Consider the following 25776-nt stretch of genomic DNA (forward strand, 5'->3'; position numbering starts at 1 on the left):
CCATGCCGAACTCAGAAGTGAAACGCCGTAGCGCCGATGGTAGTGTGGGGTCTCCCCATGCGAGAGTAGGGAACTGCTAGGCATCAAATAAGTGAAGAAGCCCATCCTGACGGATGGGCTTTTTTGCGTCTGCGTGTTTTTCCGGAAACAGGCGGATGCGGCGTCCCTCCTTGTGCCAGACCCAGAATTTGTCCATGCCCTCACTTTGCAAACATTCTTGATTTCCTCATTAGGCTGCTCCCTTTAATACCCAGTCTGAATTTCCTGTATTACTCCCCCGAAAATATCAGGATCTCCCGCGGCAGTTACGTGTACCTTTATCTATGAGTGAGAGTCTATCCGGAGAATAAAGTGCTCGGAAAAATGGTATTAAACTACATGCCAGGGCTGAAAAATTTATTAGCGTACGATAAAAGCTGGCTAAAACATGATGTTAAAGCTGGGTTATCCGTTGCTGCCGTAGCACTACCGGTTGCGATTGCTTACGCTGAGTTGGCGGGAGTTGGGGCTATCGTCGGGTTATATTCCTGCGTTTTGCCAATGCTAGCTTATGCGCTGTTTGGTTCCTCCCGCCAATTGATTGTTGGCCCTGATGCCACGACCTGCGCGGTGATTGCGGCCGTTGTGGTTCCTCTTTCTGCCGGAAACCCAGAACTTCACTGGCAGTTAACAATCGTCATGACTGTGATGATGGGAGGATGGTGCCTGCTTGCCAGTAAATTCCGCCTGGGTGCGCTTGCTGACCTGCTTTCTCATCCCATTCTAACGGGTCTGCTTAACGGTGTTGCCGTGACGATTATTGTTGGGCAACTCGGTAAGGTGCTGGGGATTACGCTTGATGAAGCGCAAGTGATTGAGAAGATCATTGCCCTGCCAGGCCGACTCTCAGAAATTCATTTCTTAACCTTAGGGATCTCTATCTTAACGTTAGCTATTTTAATGGCGATCAAAACGTTTCGTAGCCAATGGCCAGCACCGTTGATTGCCATTGTGATAACAACGGCGCTGGTCTGGATCACATCTGCACAGCAGTATGGTATTGCCACTATTGGGGGGGCGGGCTTTCAGCCTGGTTTGCCTGTCGTCCACTGGGGCTCGTTTAAGCCGGGTCTGGCGCGTGATTTATTGATCCCCGCACTGAACCTGGCTCTAGTCAGTTTTGTTAGCCTGATGCTGACCGCTCGCAGTTTTGCCGCGAAAAATGGATATGAAATAAATGCTGATGCTGAGTTCAGGGCGTTGGGGGTTGCGAATCTGATGTCTGGTTTATCTCAGGGGTTTGCGATTAGCGGAGCCGATTCCCGGACTGCGGTAAATGATTCCACGGGAGGGAAAAGCCAGCTGGTTTCCGTTGTTGCAGCCTTAATCATCGGAATCGTTGTGGTATTTTTCACGCAGCCATTACAATTTATTCCGGTCTCTGCATTAGGCATTGTTCTAATATATGCATCGTGGTCATTGATTGATTTACGCGGACTCTGGAATCTAAGGCGAAGAAATAAGCCTGCATTTCGCCTGGCGTTCTTCACCTTTGGTTGTGTTCTGGTTATTGGTGTTATTCAGGGGATTGGCCTTGCGGTATTGCTTGGCCTGTTGCAGTTCCTGCGCACAGTTTTTCGTCCTACTGAACACTTATTGGGAATTGACGAAAATGGGATGATTCACTCATTAGGTAATTCAACCGATGTGAAAATGATCCCCGGCGTGTTGATGTACCGATTTAACTCACCGCTGACCTATTTTAATGTGGCTTATTTTAAACGCCGCGTTTTGAATTTAGTCGATGGTGCAGTGTTACAACCGAAATGGGTGGTCATTGACGCCGTGTCTTGCTTTACCTATTCAGATATCAGCGTCCTGGCAACCATTAATGAGTTAAAGCGGGACCTGAAAGGTCGACAGATTAAGTTAATTCTTGCAGGGCGTAAAACCGAGTTAACACGCTGGTTTAAGGATAGTCGACCAACAATGAAAGATGACGACATGATTCTGGCGCCAGACCTTTATTTGGCGCTCCGGTTCATTCAAAGCAAAGAAAGCATGAATGAGGATGAACCCAGCGTTGTTGAATAAACCAAATTTAGGAAAATGCTCAGGCTGGATATTGGCCGGAATCCAGACAGTGAGAAAACCAGCCCGTGGCTGATTTTGCGCAACCAACAAAACGCCGGGGCCCTCTGTTTATATCCGAACCTCATGGGGGGGGAGTGGAATCAGGTTTATAAGCAACTGATGGTGGTGAATCACTTTCCAGCCTGGCCATATCTGCCGTTTGCCATAGCAGAAAATGGCTGCCCTGGCCTACGTTAAGCACGTCAGAAATAGAGGTGTGCCTGATACCGCTGCATTTTTCAGTACCATGATGGTTCCCTGAGAAGGTTAAACTGTCGTCATGGGTGAGGCGTTGATGCTTCGAATGGTATTTGTGGTTACACAACGCACTGGCGCAGTGACCAGAGAGGGGAGCTCCTGGCGGCGAATAATCGAATGGAGTTCGATGGAGACTCCGTTTCTCCAATAGCAAAAAACCCGCCATAGGCGGGTTTTTCTAAATAGTGGTGCCGGACTCGGAATCGATCTTTTGTTTTATCTTTATGATTTATAAGTAAAATTTTTGATGTGATTATATTTGTGCCCTCATTTGTACCCTCATTCCCGATTGGTATGAATCCGAAACCCGAATCGGTGACGATAAGTGGGATACTCGCCTCAGGCTGATGTGTTGATACTTTATGATGGTCCTTTGTCTGGTGACGCTCCTGGTGCGTTACAGAATCCAGTAACAAACCACCAGAAGAAAAGCACCAGGAACGTCAGTATCATATTGTCCATAAGCAGGCGAACCTGGCAAGGGGTTTGTTTAACTCTGCACTGATACTGACATTTCACATATGTGCAGGCCCCTGATTACTGTCCGGATGCCAGCATTCCAGGGTAGTGACGTGCGATGATGTCATTCAGCTTATCGACCAGTTCTTGCCGCTTAAAGGTGATATGAGCAGTTCCCTTCTGAAAGTATTTGATTGCAAACATCTCATCCTCGTAACGATTGCTGTGCCTGTTTTCATGGATATGATTGGCGAGACGACGGGTGACGTCGGCACGGTTGTCGGGAACCGGTTTTCCGTCCAGAAGCATCAGCATCCGCTCAAGGTCAGCTAACCGATCGCGTTGCCAGCCCCAGAGAAGCCCAAATCCCCACCGGTCACATTTGACTAGCCCACTGACGATGATTTTCCCTCCAAATTTACAGGGGCTGTTCGTCTTAAAATCCCAGCTCAACCCTTTGAAGACGTTAATGACACCCCGCTCAAACACATCACCTTTATTCAGATACAGTTGCTCAAAAGTGCTCAGAATGTTGGCTTCGCTGACTGCAGGAATGTTCTCCCCCCCAAGATTTCTGTACCACTGATCACGAGCCTGAGCGTCCATGATGGAAAGCATCCCTGACTTTTTCATTAAATCGCGCCATATACCACGATCGAGATTACGGGTAATGGCTTTCATCGCTGTTTCTGGTTTTTCCATCAACCAGCAACCACGGCGGAATTCCTGCTTCATGGCCCAGTCCAGAGCGGTTTTACCGCCAATACTGCGGGTCAGTGTTGCAATATCGCTAAGTTGTTGCATGAGCACTTCAATCTGCGCCAGCGCCGCATTACGTCCGGTGACGATGCGCTCAATGCTGGTGGAGCAAATAACGTCTGTGTGGCCGGTTAATACTTCGGGTTCGTTAAGAGTAAGGTCTGACATCATTTATTTCCTTATATAAAGCAAAGTGCCAGTCGGTGAGGGCTGGCGCTTATGGGTAAGTGATGAGTACGGACAGGTAATTAATCTGTACTGGTCTGCTGCAGACGCTGAAGATCGCGAACATCCCTGAGTGCCTGTTCAATCCATGGCAACAGCACGGCTGAATCGGTATTTACTTCGTCGTTATCGAAGATAATCCCGTTGTCGCAACAGATGTTGTCCTGCAGCAAGCAAATCAAAATATCGAGAGCGGTTTCAGTGGTTAATTCTGGCATGTGAAAACCTTGTGGTGATTGAGGTGGGGTTACCAGTCGAAAACGTCAAAGCCGGGCAGCACTTCGCCAAAGGCATCCAGATGAACAATGCCAACGGCGTAGCGACGGATAAGCGTTATCACTAACCGGCGGCAGGCTTTCGACAGTCCGAGGCGTTTGAGCCGTAATACCGGAAACGACCAGGCATACAGGCGAATCAGATAACCTGAACCAGTGTACATAATCCATTCCGACTCGCCGAAGTCTTCGCGCTGATGTGACAGGGCGTACAACAGTGAATTGTCTTCCTCCGTGAGGTGCGCAGTACTGCAGCACATCCCCGGTAATGATGTAAAAGGGGGCCGTGGGAATTCAACGGCGATCTTCCCAGGTTCATCCGCGATCCGCAGTGAGCAGCCGTTCTGGTTTACCGCGGCGATCAGTTCGGACAATTCAATACCATCGACATCCACTGCGATACGCCCCATGTTGAGGGCCAGAACGTTGATGGCATCAGCTTCCACGTTGAGAGACAGCTTCATCGGGTCATCTTGCTGTATTTGCCTGTAGTGATATCTGTCACCGCTCTGTAGCCGTTACGTGTCATCAGTCCACAGGCCTTACGGGCGCGGAGAATATCGATACTGCTGATAAGCGGTGACTGCTCTGTAGTGCTGGATCCGTAACGGTCAGTGCGTACCAGATCGTATTTTTCGACGATAAAATTGACGGCATCACACAGGGAAATACCGGCGTCAATGTGCTCCTGAATCACGTCGTCGTTGCCAAACGGCGTGTCGTTTAGCGCCAGACCGTAGTGATGATCCAGCAGGTGGCTCAGAAGTCGCTGCCAAATCTCCACGGGTGACAGACGTGGAGAAGCCTCCCGTGCCGGGGATACGGGTTGTGTTTGCATAAGGGGTATCTCGTTGTTGAAGGGGTAAAAAGAAAGGTGTTGCGGGGGTTATGACGTTACTGATGGTGTCGGATAAATCGCTATATAGATATAGCCATGCGATCCGAGTGAGTCAGCCTCGCAGGTCAGTCCCTTTGCATACAGCGTGACGCAGTGCTGATGGCGGGGACTGAGTTCGCCGGAAACCAGCATCAGTTCCATTTGCTTCAGCAGTACCGGAAACGCTTGGTCGAGATGGCGCAAATCCGCGTCGGTGAATGTCCCGGTGATGCTGGCGCGGTCGGCCAGATAATGCAGCCGGTTGCCTTCCTGTACCAGCCGTGCACCGAAGCACGGGGTGATATTACGTTTCAGTCCCCACCACGGTTCAGAAATATGATGATTTGCCGGCAGTGTTTTATTCAACAAGGTCGTGCTCCTTGAATATGAGTTAACTGAGGGTGACGCTGCGCAGAACGACATACGGGCCGTTGCGGTCCTGGCGACGTTCAGCGAACACGGCCAGGACGCCGCTGATATCCTGGACCTCCTTCCCTGCATAGTGGCAGACGCTGCCGGACCAGGCGTATTTTCCGGAACAGAAGCGAAACAGCCTGGACTCAGGATGCTGGCGATATAGCGCCATCGCCTGACGTTTGCTGATAATCTTCATCGCTGCTCTCCTTACAGCCAGCCGCGTTCAGCGAATGACACTACTTCCATGCCGCCAACCACCAGATGGTCCGGCAGGCGGATATCCACCAGGTCCAGTGCCTGCTTAAGACGTTCCGTGAGGCGGCGGTCAGCCTGGCTGGGCTCCGCCAGCCCTGACGGATGGTTATGGGCAACGATGACGGCGGCTGCGTTATGTTTCAGGGCGGCTTTCACCACTTCCCGGGGATGGACTTCGGTATGACTGATAGTGCCGGTGAACAGTATCTCGTGGGCAATGAGGCGGTTCTGGTTGTCGAGGAACAGCACCATAAACACTTCGCGCTCTTCCCCTGCCAGGCGCAGACGCAGCCAGTCCCGGGTGGCACCGGCGGAGGTGAAGGCCACACCGGGTTCACGCAACTGGCGCTCCAGCAGGTTCATTGCCCGCCGTAACGTTCGCCGGGCATACGGGGACAGGGGGACTTCCTGGTGTGGTGAGGTCAGTGACGGGAACATATCAGGCTGCGATGACGTGGGTAAGGGGGCCGGATTCGTCATGGTTATTCCCCTAATCAATGATACGCATAATTGCGTGGCAGTCCGGGTGCAGCAGGGTATAGTCCCGCAGGCGATAATAGTGCTCCGTCATGGCATTGCATTCGGTGCGGCAGGCGTGATGACTGTAAGCGATAAGGCAGACGGCTATCCCGGCAGCCTCAGCGCTCATCTCTGCGCCGTTACCGTTCATGCTGTTAAACAGTGTCCATTTCTCATCGTTTTCGTTCTCCGGGGCCATAAATGCACCGCCATTGCTGAGGGTAAAGAAATTCCATATCCCGCCGCTGTAGTCCCTGCAAAACCGGTCCATCCAGCCAAAAATGTGGGGTTCAAGGGTTATCCACTGCGGTATGCTGCCAAACTGCTGCGGCCAGAAGGCGGCACGCTGTTCATCGGGTACGGGCATGCATTCGATGCGGTCTGTATCAGTACGTGGTGAGGTGAGAGATTCAGTCACCGGACTGGTCAGGGTGAGTATGTTGTTCATTTGATTTCCTTTGTATTTTCATGTGGGTTGTTGTGACAAAGTGACGGACAGAACTGCACATAGCCATCATCATCACAGCGTGAAGGCCAGTGCCCCTCAGGGATACTTATGCTGCACTGGCTGAGTTCACCGGGACGATAAAGAAGGTGAGAGCACCAGGCGCACAGGTCGTCATCAGAGATGTAGCGGCAGCTTTGCTCACTGATCAGGGAGAACGGATGTGGCGAAACCTGAATCACGCCGCCAGGAATACACTGCATTACTTCAGGCTCCCGAGCAGGCTTTCCGCCATTACCCACAGGGCGCGGTTGAGCTTCACGTCGCCGTCAATGCCGTTAACCGCACGGGTGTGGGCCCGTTTACCTTTCGTTGTTCTGCCCGGCAGACCGCCTTTAATCAGGTTTTCCTGGATACGCTGGTAGGTGGTCCACAGGTCGGAACTTTCATCCTGCCAGCGTCGCGCAGACAGAATCTGTGCTTCCGTCACCGGCTGGTGCTCTTCCCCAAAGCGGTACGTCAGGGCGGCTCTGGCAAACGCCTGTTGTGCCGGCGGAGGAAGTAGCAGTGACTGCATGGCATCCCGCTTCTCCTCCACCCGGTCAAATATCCCCAGCACCTCATAAGCCCCTTCAATGACTTTATCCACCACATTCCCCTTGTGCGGTACGCGAACCTCACCAAAGGTTTCGCCACAGACAAGTCCGTTCTGGCAGACAAAGCGAAACAGGCCCGGCAGCATCTGGTATGAGCTGGAGCCGTCGTGGCTGTTAAGCAGGATGATTTCGGGGACCTGTTTGCCGGTGATTTGCCCCTCACGCCGCAGACGCAGCATGTGCTTTGTGTGGTCGCGTTTATTCAGGTCGCGAACGCGGGTCTGGCAGGCAAAGAACGGCTGGAAGCCTTCCCGCTGCAGATTATCAAGCAGTGTGATGGTCGGGATATACGTATAACGTTCTGAGCGTGATTCGTGCTTTTCTTCACTGAATACGCTGGGCACATAGTGTGCCAGTTCATCACGGGTCAGTGGGCGGTCGCGGCGTACGAGACTGGCCGCACCAAAACGGCTGGCTAAGCGCATGGTTAATACCTCTGATATCGGGTTAAAGGGCATAAAAGCAGAAAGGCCATGCTCCGGAAGGTGCATGGCCTGTGGGGGACTGTGTTCTGTTGAAAAATGAGCAGGACTTCGCCGCTCAGTGGCTCAGTGGCTGTGGTGACACAGGAATACCGTCGCTGATGAGATAGCGGTTCAGCATCTCTCCGGCCTGCGGGGCAAAATTCCAGTCCCGCCATATCAGCATGCCACGGCAGTCGCGGATGACCAGACGAAAATGGGGCCCTGGTCGTCTTCGACGGTGACGTTGAGATAGCGTGCGGCCATGGCTTCCGCCTGTCGGCGGGTGAAGGGGCCGGGTGGCAGCGACGCATTATCAGTGGTCTGCATATCTGATCCCTGATGAGAAACAAAAGAAAACGCCCCGCTCAAATGAGCAGGGCGTCGGCGGTGTGAAATACTGATGCAGTGGTCAGGGCTGGCGGGTGTGTGCTGCCTGAACCGGGATATGCGTCATGGACTGAGGTTCCTGTTGTCGTGAGCGTGAATGAATTCAGAAAAAAGGCGTTACCTGTCTTTATTACGGCAGGGCATATTTCGGCAGACAGCCGCTGTCCCCGAACGCGGGAAGGACCTTCCCCGCACCGTTAAGCGTAAACACGGCTGCCTTTACGCCCTCCCCGGACACAATGACCCGCTTACCGGTGCGCAGTTTATCCCATGCCCATGCCACGTTGTCTGAGCCCACATGTGACTCGCTGTCACTGACGCTGACAGGCTCCTCATCGTCAATTTTCATGTCCAGCGACTGGCCGTTATCCATCCTGACCTGATGACCGTTTGCGTCGGTGAAGGTCAGGGTGGCCGCTTGTGAGCCGGTGTCTTCGCAGGTCAGGTAAAGCTGTGACTGTCCTTTCCCCAGAATTACAAACTCAGACACGCCCTGACCCCAGCCGCTGGCCCAGGTATCACGGTTACCGAAGGCCTGTGACACTGCCGGAGTCAGAGCAGATATCAGAAGAGTGAAAAGCAGTATTTTCTTTTTCATAGTATTCCCTGAGGGTGATGGTTAAGACGATACGGGTCTCTCCTGAAGACATTGAGACGCGTTAAGAAAGAGGGCTGATAAGTGATACTGGCGATATCACTGGCTGACGGTGAATGTGCCCTGATCGGTGAACACCCGGGCCTCAACAAAATTGCAGGCTTTACCAAAATCCAAAGTGTGACCAAATTTCCAGAAGACACTCTCAGCGAAGGTCATTTTACGGGGTGTGAACGGTTTATCTGTGGGCCACCAGCCATCCACATTCCGGCCCCTGTAGGCTATTTTTCGGTGTGTCAGCATCGGGCATTTTCCCCTGTTAACATCGATTTTCTTTATCAGAACGGTGTCGGTTTTTGCTGTCACGGTGACATAGATGCAGCCATAGCACTCATGGCCGGCATGGCTGACCTCCACTTTAACGGGCATATCGCTACCGGCCAGGGAGGGAAGTGAGGTGAACAACAGACTGGCGGTCAGCGCCATAAAAAACCTTTTCATTACTTTTCTCCGGATGAAGGCATTCCTGCAATTCATCGCATTGATTTTTAATCAGTAAATGGCTGAATACAGTATCCCTGAGGGATTCTATAACCGGAAATTCATCATGAACAATGAATAAAACCGATCAGGTCGATCGACAAAATCGATCGTGACAGAGCCAGATTATTTATCGAAACGGAAGACAGGCTTATCGATGCGGAAGTCAGCCAAAGAAGAAGGACCAGACGGTCCGGGCAGCACGGGCCACGGTGTGTGTGACTGTCCGGAGCGCGCAACGTGCAACCTGCGGCAACGGGGCTTGGTCGATGACCGCGTCAATCACTTCCACCACGGCATCGCCAAAGCTGTTGCGGGCGGTAGTGATAATGCCGGGGGTGTGGTACCCGCTTTGCAGGTGAGGCACCAGCGGGCTGCGGGCCTGCTTTGGGAGACGGGTAATCATCGCCTCCACCAGACGGGGAAGGTGGTACCGCCCCCTGACTGACACCGGAAGAATATTCGTCTCTGCGGTTCCCATCTGACGGGCCACGGTCTGTTGTTTCTGTATAATACGTTCAGCCTGCAATGCTGATGGCTGCGCCGATAACCAGTTCCAGTGCGCTGCAGGTTCGGTTTTATCCACCTGGTTGAGGACCCATAACACCGGTGGCAGCGGTCCGCTGTATTGTGCGAATACCTCCTGATAAAAAAGCTCTTCCACCGAGAATGCGCGGTCATCGGCCTTGAGCACCCACAGCACCATATCGAGTTGTGGCATGAGTTCGCGGTACAGCTCACGGTATTCGTTGTCACGGCTGATGCTCTCTCCCGCACCGGGTAAATCCACCAGCGTCAGGTAATGGTTACCGAAGCGCAGACGTACACGCTGAGGCTGACGGGTACAGGCCTCCACGGCATTCACCGCACAGACTTCACTCCGGAACAACGCATTACACAGCGAGGATTTGCCGACGCCGGTCTTGCCCATGATGCCAATCACGGGTTCATACGCGACGAGGCGGCTGAGCTCCCGGAGAAGATGCTGCCGCAGAATACGGGGATAGCGCCGCAGATGGCGACGGATAAGGGCATAGCCCGAAGGATGTTTCATATAAGCCTCGGCATAATAAAATGGCCATCACGGATGGATGGCCTGACTGACGTAAACGGGAGGGAATTCACTGAGGTGATATATAACTGAGAAAAATTTAAAAATGCGGATATAGCATTTAATCCAGATATCAGCAGGGGCGAGCGCCCCCCCACAGATATGTTGATTCAGTTTATGGTACGCATAAAAGGAATTTTGTTGATTTTTTTTGCAATTCTTAAAAAATATTCCCTGTGAATTGCTGGTGTGTTTTTCAGTTTGTCATAACCACTCTTTTTTTTAGTCGCACTGATTTCTGCCTCCCTGTCAGCAAGACGTCGTCGGTGGGGTCTGTTGATGTTATCTTCCCTTTCTGTTCTTCTGAGCAGACGGGGGAATAATGTGCAGGGTTCATGACGCCGATAGCCAGGTGCAGTGACATCAGGGAACGGATTCAGTATGTCGGATATGAAAAAGTCTATTCCTCCTGGCGTGGGAGAACTTTTTTGTTTGTTGATGACTTCACGCTGGAAGTTGAGTAAGAAATTAAAGTCAAAACCAGAAATACCCACCAGGCATTCAATGTCTTCAGGGATGAAAGAGTACCAGACCTCAATAATTTCCCTGATAAAGTCATGACTGACAGCCCCGTCCTGAATAAAAAATAACACATGGGCGAAAGGCTCAAAATTCTCGTCCAGCATGCCCAGTCTTACATGTCCGGCTATCCGGCTGTACATTGTGCGATGTTTTATTTTACTCATCATCGAGGAAAAGGCTATGTTAATTATGGTTAAGTCATCGATGATGTGTTCAAGTATTCCATTTGTCTTGCAGTTGAGGTGAAAGCTGATTGGGATTATTGTGATTTTTCCGGATGCTTTATTTTTTATTTTGTTATATTCAGTCTGGATTTTAAGTAGCACATCTTCTTTGTGAATAAGATTTTTCTTCAGTTCTTCTTTATATTCTGGGGTTGCTTCGCAATGAAGCTTCAAATATTTATGCGTTCCCGCGAGAGAACGGGATGAGCCAGGGCGTAATGAATTCTCATATTTAAGAATGTCCGACAAAAGATTGCATGCGTAGCCGTCTGTTACCTGCGTTTTTCTTTTTTTAGTGGAAAGTTTATCAGGCGGTATTTTTTCACATTCTGCATCTTTAAAGCTGATGAAGCTGTATATGTCAGCCAGGTCCACGTAACGTATGGGTTCCGATGGATACGTGGCATCTATCTCCCTTAACCTCAGAAAGTTCACTTCATAAAAATCATTCAGTCCGTCCCTTCTCATTCTGCTCTCCCGAATACTGGTTCTGTTTTTATACCTCCGAATTATATCGTATAAAGCTCTGAATTAAGAGTGATTAGATCACAGTACCGGCATGGTAAAACATAGCCTTTTAAGCATTATTCAGAGCTTATGATTTCCTATTAATTCATTGAATTAAATGAATTATATATACTTTGCTTGTCATTTTTTTGTGTTTGTTTTTTTCTGTTGTTTCAGATTGTTATGACATGATTTTAAGGTGAAAACGATTCTGACTGTCTTTTCAGGCGACTGAGGGTGTTCCGTTACTTCCGATCAGCGTCTTACAGCAAGACTGTTTTTCCGACTGTGTTTACCTGGTCAGGGAGTATCTTATCCTGTCATCCAGTTGCAGAGCATTCTGTGGTCTGATTGTTATCGCCGGGGAGAATGCAGTTTCCCCTCGAAAATAAATACGTTAGCCCGTCATGAATTTACCTTTTTTCATGTTTTCCGGGCCGCGCATGGAATGTTTTTCCTGAGTAACCAATAATTACTCTCTTACTTCCACGTTTTTTGTGCCTGAAAATACCGGGGGAGTAATCAGAAAATAAACCCCGTATCGGTATAAATAACGGCAAGATACTATTGCAGTAAATATTACAGTGGCAGGGTGACCAGTTCCGGGAGTCAAAAAGTGTGCGTATACAAATCTTTCATGAACACATGCCTGTACAGGTATCAAGTCCGGAAGACAGAAATGGTGGCTAATATCATTTTAACACCAGGGTGTGAATAACTTAAACCTGCGTAGTGTGTGTATTCTCTGGAGGTTACTGACGGTGTGAAAAGAAACATTAAGGTTATTAGTGTTATTTTATAAAAGATGTGTTATTTATCCAACTGCTTACACCTTTGTATCCATGAATACTGACTCTTCAGTAAGTACAGTATTCCTTCGTCTACCGGGTGATGATTTCTTTTCAGACATCCCGGTACGTTCAATGATTACTAACATCATTGTTTATTCTTTGCCGTAAATCATAATGATTGTCAGACTTTTCTGTGTGATGAACATCCATTCCATTGCACGATAAGAAATTACTGTTACAGCACGTGTGAAAAATGATACTCAAGAAACATACTTTAATGGCTGAAAGCCTGAATCGGTATTCTGCATAAAAAATTAATCTCTCCCGTAATCTCATGACCAATAACTGTTATGGGATATTTATCATGGAATACGTAATCAACTCAAACCACAAACCAGACTGTTCTCTTCAGTCAGTATTATTTAACCATCAGGACCGGTTATTTGACTGTCATTCGAAATTACTCCTGCTTCGGGTGGATTTTGCATACAGGAAAAACTCTGATTCATACGCGTATGGTGATATTCATCAACTGGTGGCTGAGATGACATGGCTGACTGAGCAATGCGCAGAGATATCTGGTCTGGAGGGATATGCCTGGGTAATGGAATATGGGGGAGATCACCGTTACCACATTCATGCGGCGTTTTATATCAATGGTCAGAGCCACCGGAAGGCCTGGTGCTTCTGGAAAGCCATCCAGTCGCTGTGGGAAGACATCACGGACGGAGAAGGCTACGCGCACCGGTGTGAGCCTAAGGGACATTACCGGGTGCGAGGTGAACGAGTAATCAACTTTTCAGATCGCAGAGGAAGGGAAGGTATGCAGTACATCCTGAGCTATCTGGGTAAACAGTCGCAGCGTACAGAGCGCCGGATTTACAGAGTCAGCGCAGTCCCTGCTCCGGCAGTCAGTGGCAGGCGGCGTAAGCGGAGCTGAATCTATCCGGTAAAAAATCACGCCAGTGCGTCATCGTTTGAAGAAGTCTGCACCATTCGAATACCTGGCTTCTTCTCCCCTATCACCAACGGAGAACAAACGATGACCACACCAAACCGCCTGCTTAACGATAAGTTTGTCGATATGGCCTTCATTACGCAGCTCACCGGCTTAACCGACAAATGGTTCTACAAATTGATTTCATTGGGTGAATTCCCAAAACCCATTAAGCTTGGGCGTAGCTCCCGCTGGTTGCAGAGCGAAGTGGAAGCCTGGCTGCAGCAACGCATTGCTCAGTCCCGGCGGTAACCTATCGAACGCAGTCACATCTCCCACCTGATTTAACTCTAACGACCGTATGACCCACAGTGCTGCCCTCCCCGGGACGGCTTACGCCTGCGCATCGCATGGCAAAGGACCAATACTATGACGATTTACGCCAAATCTTTTATCGCGCTTGATGGCAATCAGCTTCTTACAGGCGCCACCACTGCACAGATTTCCCCTTACGACCGCTACTCTTGCCACCTCTGCAGCAGTGCGCTGGCATTCCACCCTGAATGGGCCTCCAACCACCCGTGGTTCTAGCACACATGGGAAGATCTGGCGGAGAACGGACGCCACTGCCCGTATGTGCCCCGTGAGCCGCTGGAGGCGCGACGGAAACGCATGCTGCGTCGTTACCATTGGTACGCAAGGCCGACGGGCACCGCCTTGGTTGCTTCAGCGAGCGCTACTGCCTGCCCTGTCGTACCGGTGACCACAGTACCGAACGTTGCGCAGAATACACCTGCGTTATCTTCCACCTGCAATCAGGATCCCATGACAGTATTTACACCATGCAATTTCGCACTATTCGTACCGCCCTTGACCACGAGGGCGTAGTCACTCACCTCTGGGATTTGGCTCCGCATTCACGGGGGATCTGGTTCTACCGTTCCTGCAACAATCCCCTGCGTCTGCACTGGACGCATAACAGCGGAGGTTATTTCGAACATAACTTGGAAGACGCTGACGAACGCAGGTTAACGCATTGTGAGTACCGGAGCATTACCCAGGATAAATCGGTATCCACTTTTGACCAGGCTGTGAATGCACTGATGGAACGTGATGATATATACGCCACAGCGCCTTCAAAAAAGGATTACTTCTGCGTGCTCTGTCAGCATGAAGATTATGGTATTCGCTGCTGTCCGGAGTGCGGACAGCATATGCGCAAAAAATAAACATCAGATTCTTTGTTGACGTACCGCTGGTAACATTAATGCTCTATCCAGTTGCTTTAGTGATATTTCCGGAAGTTTGTCACAGTTCATCAGACCATTTCAGCCCGCCCTTAAGAAGTGATCGGCTTATAGTTTTCAGGTCCCTTCCGTCCTGCAATCTCGGAGGTGATGATCTTCGTAATTTTGGAGTCAGCCAGAAATCCCTTACTGAACTGAGCTCTGTTTTCGCGAATGAATCCTTTCAGAGCATTGTAGGTTCGCAGACGATACACACCGAGTTCAGGCAGTGAGGCTTTCAAGTTGAAATGGTTTTTTTTGATAATGTTTTCCACTTCGCTGAATATTGTGGGGGCAGTTTGCTCGTTGTTGATTTGCTGTGCTTCAATAAACGAGGCAGGAATACGATTTGCTTCCTCTTTGAGCAGACTGTCAATAATCTCGTTGGTCACTCTGGTTCTGTCACCGAGGACAAAGAAGAGATCCCACGCAAAGCGTTCTAGTTGGCGAAAGTTTCCTGGCCAAGGAGCGCACAATATTTTATCTATAACACCCTCTTCATAAACCGTAAAAAGCTGCGACAGCGCCTGCATCGATTTTCCATCGCTGGCAAAAACGGGCTGGTTAAAGGATTTCCATCGGTAGAGCGTGAGGATGAGTGTTAACAACGCGTGAGCACGGTCCTCAGCAAACAGCTCGTTGAGTGATTTGAATTTCACTACGTCTCGGATACGGTGAAACAAATCGCGGCGTAACCGACCTTCGGCCAGCAGGCGCGAGACAGGCTCATTGACCGCGAGTACCACTTTGACATCGTATTTTGTCTTCGACGCATCCTCCCCCACTTTGCTGATCCAGACGTCGTTACTGATAGCGGACAATAAATCCAGTAACTGTGTTTGTGAGGCCAAACTTGCGCTTTGCAATTCATCCAGGAAGAGCACACCATTATGTGCTTCTTCAAAAAAGCCATTTTTGTCGATCGCGTCGGTAAATGCACCTTTCGTTGATCCCCGCATGCGGGTTTCCAGCAATGTTTCACTGACTGCGGCAAGGTTAATTTCAACCATTGCTTTACCCATCTTCGTAGCCAGATGTTTAGCCGCCGCGCTTTTTCCAGTGCCGGTATCTCCCTCGATAAGCAAGGGGCCATGCTTGATGTGAATACCTGTGTCTTCATCCAACCGTAATTGCGAAGTCCTGGCAAACAGCGACGCCAGCACGGTGTTGAAAATTGAAACATCTCCGCCGGTTTTATTTCCGGATTTTGCCAGTGCAATAGAGGTATTTCCTGCGCTGAGGAATGCAGAAAGGGAACGGATAAATTCGTTACGGTCATCCTCCCGATACAGCGCTGAGCTTGATGGCGAGCTGTCTGGCAACAAAAAAACCGTTTTGCGCGTCACGATAGTTCGCGCCTGACTGACAAAGAGGCGGTCATTAACCTGATCGTAGGGATCCGTTATCGCTAAGTCGGAAAATAGGTTATGTTCATTTTGTAATACAACACCGGGTCCTTGAGCGGTAATTAACGCGATCCACTGCATAAAGTTCGGATATCTTTTCTCCAGTGCTTTGATATTTTCCTGTTTCACAAGCAGATTCAGCGCCTGCTTCCATTCATCCATTACGGCCTGCGAAATCATGTCTGTGATATCACCGGTAAGTGAAACCGTCTGTTGGCGGGATGATTTCAAGCCGGCCTGATACCAATACAGCGCCAAATCGGCGGGACGTTTCTCTTCGCTAAAATTGATAATTCGAATATCCACAGTGTCGATTTCATCATTAAGTAAAATATTAAATAATGTTTTCATCACTAGACAATGAAGTCAACATAACATGAAATTTATAATTATTTGATAAGTAACGATTAATTTTTTATTTGAAAGTTGGCACGCAATTCGCATTAGTTATATCACTACACACAAACGAAGAGATAAAACGATGAATATCCAAATTGCGAGTCCAGACCAGATCAGTAAACTGTTAGCCTTTATTGCCGTGAAAGCCAAAGGGACACGCTTCGAAATCCCGGCTAGCTTGCTGCAAAACGTTGAAAGCGAACTGCGTGATTTCTGCAAAGCGCACCGTATTACGGTTCAGTTTAAAGATGCTTCAACCGGGCGTGTGATTGTTTTTTGTGCCGCAGGGGCGGCAACCGGAACGGTGGTGGGGGCGATGTGCGGCGGCATGCTTGGCGCGTTGACCGGCGCGCTGCTCGGGAGTGCGGCAGGCGCAGCTTTAGCGCAGATGCGTATTACCATTTATCCGGTAGCGGGTAGCGATAATCTTGTCTTGGCATTAGCCTAACTTTATACAGTGAACGCAGGTGCAGCGGTATGGCGCAGTACCTGTTTAAAAGGAAAAAATAATGAACAAAACTCTTTCACTCGTTGATGTATTACAACGCTCGCTGGCACAGAACAAAGAAGATATTACGCCACTGCTTGGCTATCTTAGCACCACCAAGGAAGAATTGAAGGTACAGATGGAGCGCAGCAGCACCCGTTCCGATGCTGAAAAAATTGCCCATTACCTGCGCAAAATGGGCAGCAATGATATTGCCAGCCTGTTTCGCAGTGGCGAAGGTGTGGAATATGAAGAAATCGTCTGTGATGTTGGCGAAAAGCTTAAGGTTAAAGGGGTCAACAAAAACATGTCGGTAGAGCTCAACGAAGAGTTCATCATTCAGCATCTCTTTTCCGATGCACTGAAAAAAATGAGTGATGAAGAACGCAGTGCGTTAATGCGTTCGATGAACCTTTCCGAGAAAGATCAGGGGGCAATTCTGGCGGGTACATTAATGGCCTCACAGGTGATGCTGAACCAGTTTGGCGGCTTTGCGGTGTATCGGATGTCCGTTATTCTGGCCAACATGCTGGCCCGCTCGCTGATGGGTAATGGCCTCAACTTTGCGGCAAATGCTGCTCTGGTACGCGGTGTCGGTGCATTCCTGGGGCCAATTGGTTGGATAGCTTCCGGTGCATGGCTGGCGGTAGAAATTGCAGGCCCTGCGTTTCGTAAGACGGTTCCGGCGATCGTACATATCGCGATGCTGCGTCAGAACGTATTAAAACGCCTGACTATCAGCGTAGTGGGAGATGGTTCCGTCGGCAAAGATGCGCTCTTTAAAAGCGTATTCGGTGTTGATACCGGCAATATCAATCCTATTGCTGGCTCTACATCCGATACTAAGGTGTATGACCTTGGTCACACAGGTACTATTAAACTTATTAACTTCCCTGGATTTCACGACGTGCGTTCCGAGGTCAATGACTTGGTGAATGATAATATCAAGCATACCGATCTGTTCCTGCTGGTGGTAGACGTCAACCGTGGTGTGTCAGGTCATGATGTGCAGACACTGGAGAAGTTAAAGGCGGAGGGCAAGCCTGTGTTGGTCTGTCTGAACAAGGTGGATATGCTGCGCCCGAATGATAAAGATAGGATGGTTCACGTCGCCAAAACACGCCTTCAGAACCCCTATGTGATTGAAACGGCCTTTGACCCTGATCCGCGCTTGTCGCAGGATGGTCCGATCGGCACACAGGTCGTGTTTGACTGGGTGGTAAATCAGTTAGAGGCGCAGGGTAAAGAGACCGCACACCTGAAAGCCGAGCAGAAATAACGTCGATATAACTAAGCCAGGGGCATGCTCCTGGTTTCGTCATTTTCTTCGGACTCAAGAGAACGCAACAGCGCACTTGCTTTGCCACAGTTGAATTTTGTGCCGTAACGATGTGCAAGCATGTAAGCATAAGGAGTCAAGGTATAGCGTGTTACTTAGTTACTCGGATTAACAATCCCAACGTACAGAGCGGCGGATTTACAGAGTCAGCGCAGTCCCTGCTCCGGCAGTCAGTGGCAGGCGGCGTACTGAAGCAAACCATTATCGATACCGGCATCGGCGATACCATCGGCATGCTGATGTCACACGGCAATATTTCTCCCTACATCATGGCGTGGTTGATAACCGTGCTGATCCGTCTGGCAACGGGTCAGGGCGTGGTCTCAGCCATGACGGCGGCGGGGATTATTAGCGCAGCAATCCTCGACCCGGCAACCGGTCAACTGGTGGGCGTCGACCCGGCGTTGCTGGTGCTGGCAACAGCGGCTGGCTCCAACACGCTGACCCATATCAACGATGCTTCGTTCTGGCTGTTCAAAGGCTACTTTGATCTGTCGGTGAAGGATACGCTGAAAACCTGGGGTCTGCTGGAGCTGGTAAACTCCGTGGTTGGCCTGATAATCGTGTTGATCATCAGCATGATTGCATAACGTTGATACCGCTCTGGCCCACAGCGCCAGAGCGGTTTTCCATCCTGCCTCAACAATCCTCAATAATCAGATATACCGCCTTCACCGGACCATGCACCCCAACCACCTTGATAAGCTCAATATCCGCCGTCGAGCTGGGTCCACTGATGATATTAATGCACGATGGCATACGCTCACCGGCCTGTGCTTTCTGATGCAGTTTTTCTGCCAGCTGCGCCACGCGCGGCAGGATGGTGCTTTTACGCAGCACGAAAATAGAGGACTCCGGCAACAGGCTCAGGGAGCGCCCGCGCTCCGGTGCGGAAAACAGCACCACGCCGCCGGACTCGGTCAGGCCATATTCGGCATACACCACGCCGACTTTCGCCTGCTCGGCCTGGGTAATATTTTCGCTACCACGCGCCGGATCCCAGACCACGGCGTTGCATTCCTGCTGCAAGCGTTCGGTGATGCCCAGCTCCACCAGCCGGCTGTCGCCGCTCAGCACCACCGGCTGCTGACCCAATTCTTCGCACAGGCGCAGTGCCGCGTCTGCGGCCTGGTCCTCGCTGGTCAGTTCGCAGCGGGCCAGCATCACTTCGCTGGCAAACTGGATAAACGCAGAGCAGCGCTGCTCGGGGCTAAGCTCGGTCAGGCGCTCGTTGGCATAGTTGTTAACCGGTGCGGCATCCGCTTGCGGTTCGAAGCGCAGCGGGCGACCCAGCGCCTGGGCGATGGTGTTTAAAAACGCGGTACGGTTATCCATTCTTTTTCTCCTGCGCCTGATGTTTCTTAAACCAGCTGCGGAAGCTCTCGCCGTCAGCATCAGGCAGATCGCGCGCCTCCATCCAGTCACCAATCGCGCCAACCTTGAGCGGGGTTTTGCCGCCATTGATAAACCAGCTCGCCGCATGCGCGCCCGCCATCATCCCGACTTTCCACAGCCCCGGATGGCTATTGGCATAGGCGAACATCTTGATCGCCCGTCGCTCGGCTTTCGGCGTAATGCCCTCCTCGGCCATCACCCGGCGATGACGCAGGATCAGTTTTGACAACGGAATACGCACCGGGCAGACGCTGTCACAAGCCGTGCACAAAGAACAGGCGTACGGCAGGTCTTTAAAATCTTTATAGCCGCCGAGCAGCGGAGAAATCACCGCGCCGATAGGGCCGGGATAGATAGAGCCATAGCCGTGCCCGCCGATGTGGCGGTACGCCGGACAGGTGTTCATACAGGCTCCGCAGCGGATGCAGCGCAGCACATCGCGAAACTCTGAGCCCAGCACCTGCGAGCGACCGTTATCGACAATCACCAGATGGAACTCTTCCGGTCCGTCAACGTTGTCCGCCTCACGCGGGCCGGTCAGCCAGGTGTTGTAGCCCGTCAGACGTGCGCCCACGGCGCTGCGCGCCAGCATGGTAATCAGCACATCCACCTCGGCAAAGGTCGGCGCGATACGCTCCATGCCCATCACCGCAATGTGCGTTTTCGGTAGCGTGGTGCACATGCGCGCGTTGCCTTCGTTGGTCACCAGACACACCGAGCCGGTTTCCGCCACGGCAAAGTTACAGCCAGTAATACCGATTTCGGCACTGAGGAAATCCTCGCGGATCTTCTGACGAATGAACAAGGTCATAGCTTCCGGGGTTTCCGGGCCGTCGTACCCCAGACGTTCGTTCAGCACGCGGCGGATCTGGTAGCGATCTTTATGAATCGCCGGAACCACGACGTGCGAAGGCGGATCCTGATCCAACTGCAGGATATATTCCCCGAGATCGGTTTCGATCACCTGGATTCCGGCATCCTGCAACACATGGTTGACGCCGATTTCTTCGGTCACCATCGACTTGGACTTCACCACCTTCTGCGCATTTTTACTCTGCGCGACCTGCAAAATGTAGCGAGTGGCATCTTCTTTGGTTTTGGCGAAATAGACGTGTCCGCCGTTTTCCGTCACTTTCTCGGAGAGTTGGTACAGGTAAGCGTCGAGGTTGCTCAGAACGTGATCGCGGATCTGGCTGGCACGATCGCGCCATTCTTCCCAGTGGCCTAACTCATCGACCATTTTTTGCCGATTCGCGCCGATACGCTCCTGCGCATTAGCCACGGCTTTGCGCATAATCGGATCTTCTATCTGCTGACGAATACGCAGTTTAAATTCTACATCGCTGGTTTTTATCGACATCTCTTTCCCCTCAGCGGCTCATCAGCACTTCAGCAATATGCATCACTTTGACCGGCTGGCCTTCCCGTTGCAGTCGACCGCCAATGTTCAGCAGGCAGCTAACGTCTGCGCCAATCAAAAATTCCGGCTTTGCGTCCATCAGATGTAATACTTTCTCTTTCACCATCTCACCGGATATCTCGGCCATCTTGACCGAGAACGTCCCGCCAAAGCCGCAACAGGTATCCTGATCGGCAAACGTCAACAGCTCCAGTCCGCGCACGTTTTTCAGCAGCGTAAGCGGCTCTTCCTTCACTCCCAGTTTGCGGGTCAGGCTACAGGAAGGATGATACACAGCGCGGCCCTGCAGGCTGGCACCAACGTCCACCACACCCAGTTTGTTGACGATAAAGGAGGTGAGATCCTGCATACGCGCGGAAACTTTCTCAGCACGCAGCGCCCATTCCGGTTCATCGGCCAGATACGTCGGGTAGCTTTTAACCGCGTAGGTGCAGGAGCCCGCCGGGGAGATAATCGGATCGTCGTTGTCTTCCAGCGCGGCGATCAGGTTTTTCATCCCGGGGATCGCCTCTTTGATGTAACCGCTGTTGATGGCTGGCTGACCGCAACACCCTTGCTTCTCGGGGAAATTAACGCGACAACCCAGTTTTTCCAGCAGCAATACGGAGTCTCGTGCCATCCGTGATTTCAGTGCGTCACCAATACAGGTGACAAAGAAATTTACATTCACAATAACTACTCCATTGCTTCATTTCTGTTTATTGCGCTTGATATCGCGATATCAAACAAATGTTCATTCGTATTTCATGCCCAGTTTTTATGTTTGCTGGTTTTACCAATACCTGGGTTCATAGAGTTGGTCGGATCATTTTCCTGATAAAAACGTGCCAAATTTTCCGGCGCTTTATACAGATGGCCGACATTGTGTTCCGCCGGATATTGCGCTCCGCGTTGGCGCAGTAATTCCAGCATCTGTCCTTTTAACGCGTGGGCATCTACGCCTTTTTTAACGATATAATCCTGATGGAATACATGGCACATAAAATGGCCGTAATAGAGTTTATGCACCAACTGACTGTCAATTTCCGCCGGTAAATGCTCATACCATTCGGTATCATTGCGGCGTAATGCAATATCCAGCGCGAGAATATCCTCAACCTCGTCAGAATGAACGGCCTGATAACGAATGGCAGCACCCGCGGCGGCAAAACGATGCAGAAACGCCTTACTGCCCTCTTCCGCGGTACAGGTAAAGAACGCGCCCTCGGCCGATTTAAAATAGTCCGTTAACCATGCCTGGGCTTCGGCCACACCCTCACCGGACATTTTCAACATCAGATGGTGTTCATAGTTATCGCGCCAGGTCTTCATCCGCGCCGGGAGATGGCTCGGGAACAGATGGCTAAAAGCCTGCATCGCGCGGTCGGTAAAGTGCGGGCGAAAGATCTTCACCTTCTCAAGTATGGCCTCGGTACGCCCCTTCAGGTTGAAGAAGAACGGCATTTTGTCCGTGCCAAGTTTGTCGATCATCAGGAAGGTATCTTTGCTGTATTTCTCTGCAATATCATAGATATCGCGGTGCATATACTCCCCAGCAACCGGCAGGTTTGTAAAATTCGCCAGGATGTGGCGGCGAATCTCAGTCAGGACATCAGTCTGATTGGTACCGATATAAAAGACCTGCTGGTTCTTCTCGGCTTCAAAGGTATCCAGACGTACGGCAAACACCGCTAACTTGCCCGCGCAGCCAGAGGATTCAAACAGGCGATCCGGGTCAGCGTTGTAACGTGCTGGCGTGTCGGCATTGATGTCCCGCACGCGGCTAACATAGTCGTGATCGTGCGCGTGACGCCCGTCATGGTTGACGAGCACGGCTTCAATCGCATTGTTATCCAGCCGGGCAAGGATTTGCTCTGGCGTCTGACCTAGCTCAATGCCGAGGTGATTGACCAGCTGCAAGCGTCCCTGTTCATCAATACGGGCAAACAGCGACATCTCGGTATAAGCCGGGCCACGCTGGACCAGAGAACCGCCGGAGTTATTACAGATACCGCCGATAACCGACGCGCCGATGCACGAAGAGCCAATCACCGAATGCGGCTCACGGCCAAACGGCTTCAGCGCCTTTTCCAGCGAATACAGCGTGGTGCCCGGATAAGCCAGCACCTGCTTACCCTCATCCAGCACATGCAGACTGTCCAGCCGCAGCGTGCTGATAATGACGATCTCGCGGTCGTAATCATTACCATTGGGCGTCGAACCCTCAGTCAGGCCAGTGTTCGACGCCTGCATCAGGATTATTTTATCGGCCTCAACGCAGGCGCTAAGGACTTTCCAGAGTTCAAGCAAAGAGCCGGGGATAACCACCGCCAGAGCATCACCCTGACCCGAGCGAAAACCCTTACGGTAACGCGCAGTTTTTGACGGTTCGGTGAGGATATGAGCAGGGCCAACCAATTGGGTAAGAGTTGTCAAAAAGGTCTTATTATCAGTATGTTTCATGGAGGGCGGCTCTCCGCTCCTTATATCAGGGCCAGTGAAAATGGCCATAAGTTCATTTGTACGACAAAACAGAATATTCCCTCAATCAATATCCACATGCAATACCCCATTTTATTTCTTTCGGCACCGCTCACATTTTTTAATGAAATTACCACTACCACATAATTCATACTCCGTTCTTTTACTGGATGCCAAAACGCTTATTTCATTTATTGCAAAGACCATTTCATACCTATTAATGATTAACTCTAATGGGTATTATTATATTTAGTGGTTATTCATATTTAATAAAAAAAATAACATTATTTATACAATTATTAACCTTTGTAACTTTATTTCACTGAAGCGATTCAGTTTGCATTTTTTATTTTATTATTAAGGTAGCCTCCTTCCCCCTAAATATAGTTAAGTCTAAAAAAGTAAATCGGGAATTGTAATGCACGAATATTTAATGTTTGCTCTGGCACTCTCTCCTTTGCTGCTGATGGTATTTTTAATACTGAAATTAAAAATGCCCATCCATTATTCCGTACTGATCTCTTTGGTATTCACCGCTGCACTATCGGCAATATTCTGGGAAATGCCCACACAGAATCTGAAAGCCGCGATAGGCTATGGTGCACTGAAGGGACTATGGCCGATCGTAATTGTTATCCTCGGCGCTATCTTCAGTTATAACGTCATGCAGGCGACCAAAGCGCTGGATATTCTGCGCGATATTCTCGCCAGCATTAGCGAAGATAAGCGTATTCAGGTGCTGCTGATTTCATGGTGTTTTGGTGGATTTCTTGAAGCCGCTGCGGGCTATGGCACGGCGGTCGCTATTCCGATCGGTATTCTCATTGCGCTGGGATTCAACCCGTTGAAGGCGGCGATTGCTTCCCTCGTAGCAAATACCGTTCCGACCGCATTTGGCGCGGTTGGGATCCCGGTTTCTATTCTGGCAGAGCAGGTTAATCTGCCGGTTTATACCTTAGGCGGAACCATTATTTTGCAGCTCGCGCTGTTTAATATCCTGCTGCCGTTTGTGATTGTCTGCATTATTGGCGGTGGCCTGAAAGCCATTCGCGGCGTATTTCTGATCACGTTGATTTGCGGCATTTCCACGCTGGTTCCGCAATATTTTGTCGCCATCCATCTTGGCGCGGAATTACCCGCCTTTGCCGGTAGCCTGGTCAGCCTGTTTGCCGTGGCGATGGTCAGTCGCCTGCGCAAAGGGAAAACCGATCCCGAGTGGCGCATTGAGGTCAGCCATACCCGCGAAACCACGCCGCGCTCGGCAAAAGTGTTGTTCCGGGTTGGCTCTATTTATCTGTTTATTTTTGTGTTTATCCTGCTGTGTTCGCCGCTGTTCCCGACAATAAAAGGCGCGGCATCCCAACTGGCTTCGGTGCTGCATTTCACGTTGGCTGACGGCAAAACGATGGCGCTGAAAGTTGAATGGGCGACCACACCGGGGATGCTGATCATCTTTGCGACCATTATCGGCGGTTTTATTCAGGGAGCGTCCGCACGTGGGATGCTGGAAGTATTTATCAAAACGATTTTCCAGCTTAAAAACTCTATCGTCGCAATTATGGCGATCGTCGCGCTGGCCACGGTGATGGATCTCAGCGGGATTATCTCCACGCTGGCCCAGTCGATTGTCGATCTGACCGGCAGCTCGTACGTCTTCCTCGCCCCGGTGATTGGCGCGCTGGGCACGTTCGTGACCGGCAGCGATACCAACTCGAACATTCTGTTCGGCAAGCTGCAAACCATTGCCGCCAGCAAGTTACATATCGATCCTAACTGGCTGGCGGCGGCCAATACCTCTGGCGCTACGGGGGGGAAAATGATTTCGCCGCAAAGCATCGCCATCGCAGTTTCTGCCACCAAAATGGACGGTCAGGCCAACCAGATTATGTCTGGCACCATGAAATACTGCTGCGCCTACATTGTGATCCTCGGCCTGAAAGTCGGTCTGTTTTATTACTGGTTTATGGCGTAAACCATTGTCAACCCCGTCAAATTCGCGGCAATCGAATTTGACGACATAGTGACCAAAAAGGTTGACACCGCCCCGGGAACGGAACGAGGCAACAGACTTTACGATTTGTCGGCGCTGACTAAAATAGCGCCGATGTTTCAAATCGAGGATTGTTGTTATGTTGTTCTGGAAAAAGATGGTGAAGAAGTTCGACGCCTTTTCCGGTGATGCTGCCAACTTACTGATTTAGTGTATGATGGTGTTTTTGAGGTGCTCCAGTGGCTTCTGTTTCTATCAG

The 25776-nt window shown here is 50.6% G+C and carries 27 protein-coding genes and 2 pseudogenes; 9 read left to right on the forward strand and 20 right to left on the reverse strand.

The genetic code is table 11. The features are described from left to right. Positions 1–351: 351 nt before the first annotated feature. Complete coding sequence (locus tag RYZ59_RS23540) at positions 352–2073, forward strand: SulP family inorganic anion transporter (RefSeq protein WP_318050973.1); 1722 nt, start codon at positions 352–354, stop codon at positions 2071–2073. Positions 2074–2907: 834 nt separating this feature from the next. Here the strand turns inward: RYZ59_RS23540 and RYZ59_RS23545 are convergent. From RYZ59_RS23545 to RYZ59_RS23615, 15 genes and pseudogenes are all read right to left on the reverse strand, one after another. Beyond that, a complete protein-coding gene (locus tag RYZ59_RS23545; RefSeq protein ID WP_040229927.1) occupies positions 2908–3756 on the reverse strand; it encodes a DUF4942 domain-containing protein in 849 nt (282 codons plus the stop codon). A gap of 80 nt (positions 3757–3836) precedes the next feature. After that, complete coding sequence (locus tag RYZ59_RS23550; protein WP_038633777.1) at positions 3837–4031, reverse strand: DUF957 domain-containing protein; 195 nt, start codon at positions 4029–4031, stop codon at positions 3837–3839. A 29-nt stretch (positions 4032–4060) separates the two neighbouring features. Next, the gene (locus RYZ59_RS23555) at positions 4061–4552 is read right to left on the reverse strand and encodes a DUF5983 family protein (protein WP_040063379.1); all 492 of its coding nucleotides are present in this window, start codon (positions 4550–4552) and stop codon (positions 4061–4063) included. Next, positions 4549–4926: a TA system toxin CbtA family protein gene (locus RYZ59_RS23560; RefSeq protein WP_040063377.1), complete on the reverse strand. Its 378-nt coding sequence runs from the start codon at positions 4924–4926 to the stop codon at positions 4549–4551. The genes RYZ59_RS23555 and RYZ59_RS23560 overlap by 4 nt, the downstream gene beginning before the upstream one ends. A 48-nt stretch (positions 4927–4974) precedes the next feature. Further along, on the reverse strand, positions 4975–5334 hold the full coding sequence (locus RYZ59_RS23565) for a type IV toxin-antitoxin system YeeU family antitoxin (RefSeq protein ID WP_038633768.1): 360 nt from the start codon (positions 5332–5334) through the stop codon (positions 4975–4977). A gap of 22 nt (positions 5335–5356) precedes the next feature. Next, positions 5357–5578 (reverse strand): DUF987 domain-containing protein, encoded by a 222-nt coding sequence (locus RYZ59_RS23570; protein WP_038633763.1) that lies wholly within the window; start codon positions 5576–5578, stop codon positions 5357–5359. A gap of 11 nt (positions 5579–5589) precedes the next feature. Beyond that, a complete protein-coding gene (radC, locus tag RYZ59_RS23575; protein ID WP_038642868.1) occupies positions 5590–6075 on the reverse strand; it encodes a RadC family protein in 486 nt (161 codons plus the stop codon). Positions 6076–6127: 52 nt separating this feature from the next. Then, on the reverse strand, positions 6128–6523 hold the full coding sequence (locus tag RYZ59_RS23580) for an antirestriction protein (protein WP_051594539.1): 396 nt from the start codon (positions 6521–6523) through the stop codon (positions 6128–6130). 77 nt (positions 6524–6600) lie between these two features. Then, positions 6601–6864, reverse strand: coding sequence for a hypothetical protein (locus RYZ59_RS23585; protein WP_318050981.1), 264 nt, complete (start codon positions 6862–6864; stop codon positions 6601–6603). Next, the gene (locus RYZ59_RS23590) at positions 6864–7682 is read right to left on the reverse strand and encodes a DUF932 domain-containing protein (protein WP_001234374.1); all 819 of its coding nucleotides are present in this window, start codon (positions 7680–7682) and stop codon (positions 6864–6866) included. The genes RYZ59_RS23585 and RYZ59_RS23590 overlap by 1 nt, the downstream gene beginning before the upstream one ends. A 115-nt stretch (positions 7683–7797) precedes the next feature. Further along, positions 7798–8048 (reverse strand): annotated as a pseudogene (locus tag RYZ59_RS23595) (DUF905 family protein). A gap of 190 nt (positions 8049–8238) precedes the next feature. Then, entirely contained in the window at positions 8239–8706 is a 468-nt protein-coding gene (locus RYZ59_RS23600; protein ID WP_000727137.1) for a hypothetical protein, read from the reverse strand. Between the two features lie 96 nt (positions 8707–8802). Beyond that, positions 8803–9204, reverse strand: a complete 402-nt coding sequence (locus RYZ59_RS23605) for a hypothetical protein (protein WP_000819262.1) — start codon at positions 9202–9204, stop codon at positions 8803–8805. A 205-nt stretch (positions 9205–9409) separates the two neighbouring features. Continuing rightward, positions 9410–10297 (reverse strand): GTPase family protein, encoded by an 888-nt coding sequence (locus tag RYZ59_RS23610; protein WP_038633742.1) that lies wholly within the window; start codon positions 10295–10297, stop codon positions 9410–9412. A 167-nt stretch (positions 10298–10464) separates the two neighbouring features. Further along, positions 10465–11568, reverse strand: coding sequence for a hypothetical protein (locus tag RYZ59_RS23615; protein WP_318050984.1), 1104 nt, complete (start codon positions 11566–11568; stop codon positions 10465–10467). A 1194-nt stretch (positions 11569–12762) separates the two neighbouring features. Between RYZ59_RS23615 and RYZ59_RS23620 the strand changes: the two genes are divergently transcribed. The 4 genes from RYZ59_RS23620 to RYZ59_RS23635 all read left to right on the forward strand — a co-directional run bounded on the left by RYZ59_RS23620 (position 12763) and on the right by RYZ59_RS23635 (position 14564). After that, positions 12763–13338, forward strand: a complete 576-nt coding sequence (locus RYZ59_RS23620) for an inovirus-type Gp2 protein (RefSeq protein ID WP_040229913.1) — start codon at positions 12763–12765, stop codon at positions 13336–13338. Positions 13339–13440: 102 nt separating this feature from the next. Further along, positions 13441–13647 (forward strand): helix-turn-helix transcriptional regulator, encoded by a 207-nt coding sequence (locus RYZ59_RS23625; protein ID WP_040229911.1) that lies wholly within the window; start codon positions 13441–13443, stop codon positions 13645–13647. 117 nt (positions 13648–13764) lie between these two features. Continuing rightward, on the forward strand, positions 13765–13926 hold the full coding sequence (locus RYZ59_RS24890; protein WP_001764219.1) for a hypothetical protein: 162 nt from the start codon (positions 13765–13767) through the stop codon (positions 13924–13926). Between the two features lie 251 nt (positions 13927–14177). After that, positions 14178–14564 (forward strand): putative zinc ribbon protein, encoded by a 387-nt coding sequence (locus tag RYZ59_RS23635; RefSeq protein ID WP_174501323.1) that lies wholly within the window; start codon positions 14178–14180, stop codon positions 14562–14564. 110 nt (positions 14565–14674) lie between these two features. Here RYZ59_RS23635 and RYZ59_RS23640 read toward each other — a convergent pair whose 3' ends face one another. Continuing rightward, positions 14675–16378: a sigma 54-interacting transcriptional regulator gene (locus RYZ59_RS23640; protein WP_040229908.1), complete on the reverse strand. Its 1704-nt coding sequence runs from the start codon at positions 16376–16378 to the stop codon at positions 14675–14677. A gap of 130 nt (positions 16379–16508) precedes the next feature. Between RYZ59_RS23640 and RYZ59_RS23645 the strand changes: the two genes are divergently transcribed. From RYZ59_RS23645 to RYZ59_RS23655, 3 genes and pseudogenes are all read left to right on the forward strand, one after another. Further along, positions 16509–16874 carry a hypothetical protein gene (locus RYZ59_RS23645; RefSeq protein WP_040229907.1) on the forward strand — a complete coding sequence of 122 codons (366 nt, stop codon included), beginning with the start codon at positions 16509–16511 and terminating at the stop codon, positions 16872–16874. A gap of 61 nt (positions 16875–16935) precedes the next feature. After that, positions 16936–18192 (forward strand): GTPase, encoded by a 1257-nt coding sequence (locus RYZ59_RS23650; protein ID WP_040229904.1) that lies wholly within the window; start codon positions 16936–16938, stop codon positions 18190–18192. A gap of 236 nt (positions 18193–18428) precedes the next feature. Continuing rightward, positions 18429–18842 (forward strand): annotated as a pseudogene (locus RYZ59_RS23655) (gluconate permease); the annotation flags it as partial. A gap of 49 nt (positions 18843–18891) precedes the next feature. Here the strand turns inward: RYZ59_RS23655 and RYZ59_RS23660 are convergent. The 4 genes from RYZ59_RS23660 to dld all read right to left on the reverse strand — a co-directional run bounded on the left by RYZ59_RS23660 (position 18892) and on the right by dld (position 23557). Next, positions 18892–19587 (reverse strand): lactate utilization protein C, encoded by a 696-nt coding sequence (locus RYZ59_RS23660; protein WP_000370411.1) that lies wholly within the window; start codon positions 19585–19587, stop codon positions 18892–18894. After that, on the reverse strand, positions 19580–21007 hold the full coding sequence (locus tag RYZ59_RS23665) for a LutB/LldF family L-lactate oxidation iron-sulfur protein (protein ID WP_000023896.1): 1428 nt from the start codon (positions 21005–21007) through the stop codon (positions 19580–19582). The genes RYZ59_RS23660 and RYZ59_RS23665 overlap by 8 nt, the downstream gene beginning before the upstream one ends. Positions 21008–21017: 10 nt before the next feature. Further along, on the reverse strand, positions 21018–21737 hold the full coding sequence (locus RYZ59_RS23670) for a (Fe-S)-binding protein (RefSeq protein WP_001102105.1): 720 nt from the start codon (positions 21735–21737) through the stop codon (positions 21018–21020). Positions 21738–21811: 74 nt separating this feature from the next. After that, positions 21812–23557, reverse strand: a complete 1746-nt coding sequence (gene dld, locus RYZ59_RS23675; RefSeq protein ID WP_318050993.1) for a D-lactate dehydrogenase — start codon at positions 23555–23557, stop codon at positions 21812–21814. 388 nt (positions 23558–23945) lie between these two features. Here dld and RYZ59_RS23680 point away from each other — a divergent pair, with 388 nt between their 5' ends. Continuing rightward, a complete protein-coding gene (locus RYZ59_RS23680) occupies positions 23946–25499 on the forward strand; it encodes an L-lactate permease (RefSeq protein WP_000545262.1) in 1554 nt (517 codons plus the stop codon). The last annotated feature ends 277 nt before the right edge of the window (positions 25500–25776 follow it).

This window comes from Citrobacter sp. HN-141 (genome assembly GCF_033341895.1).
Taxonomy (GTDB): domain Bacteria; phylum Pseudomonadota; class Gammaproteobacteria; order Enterobacterales; family Enterobacteriaceae; genus Citrobacter.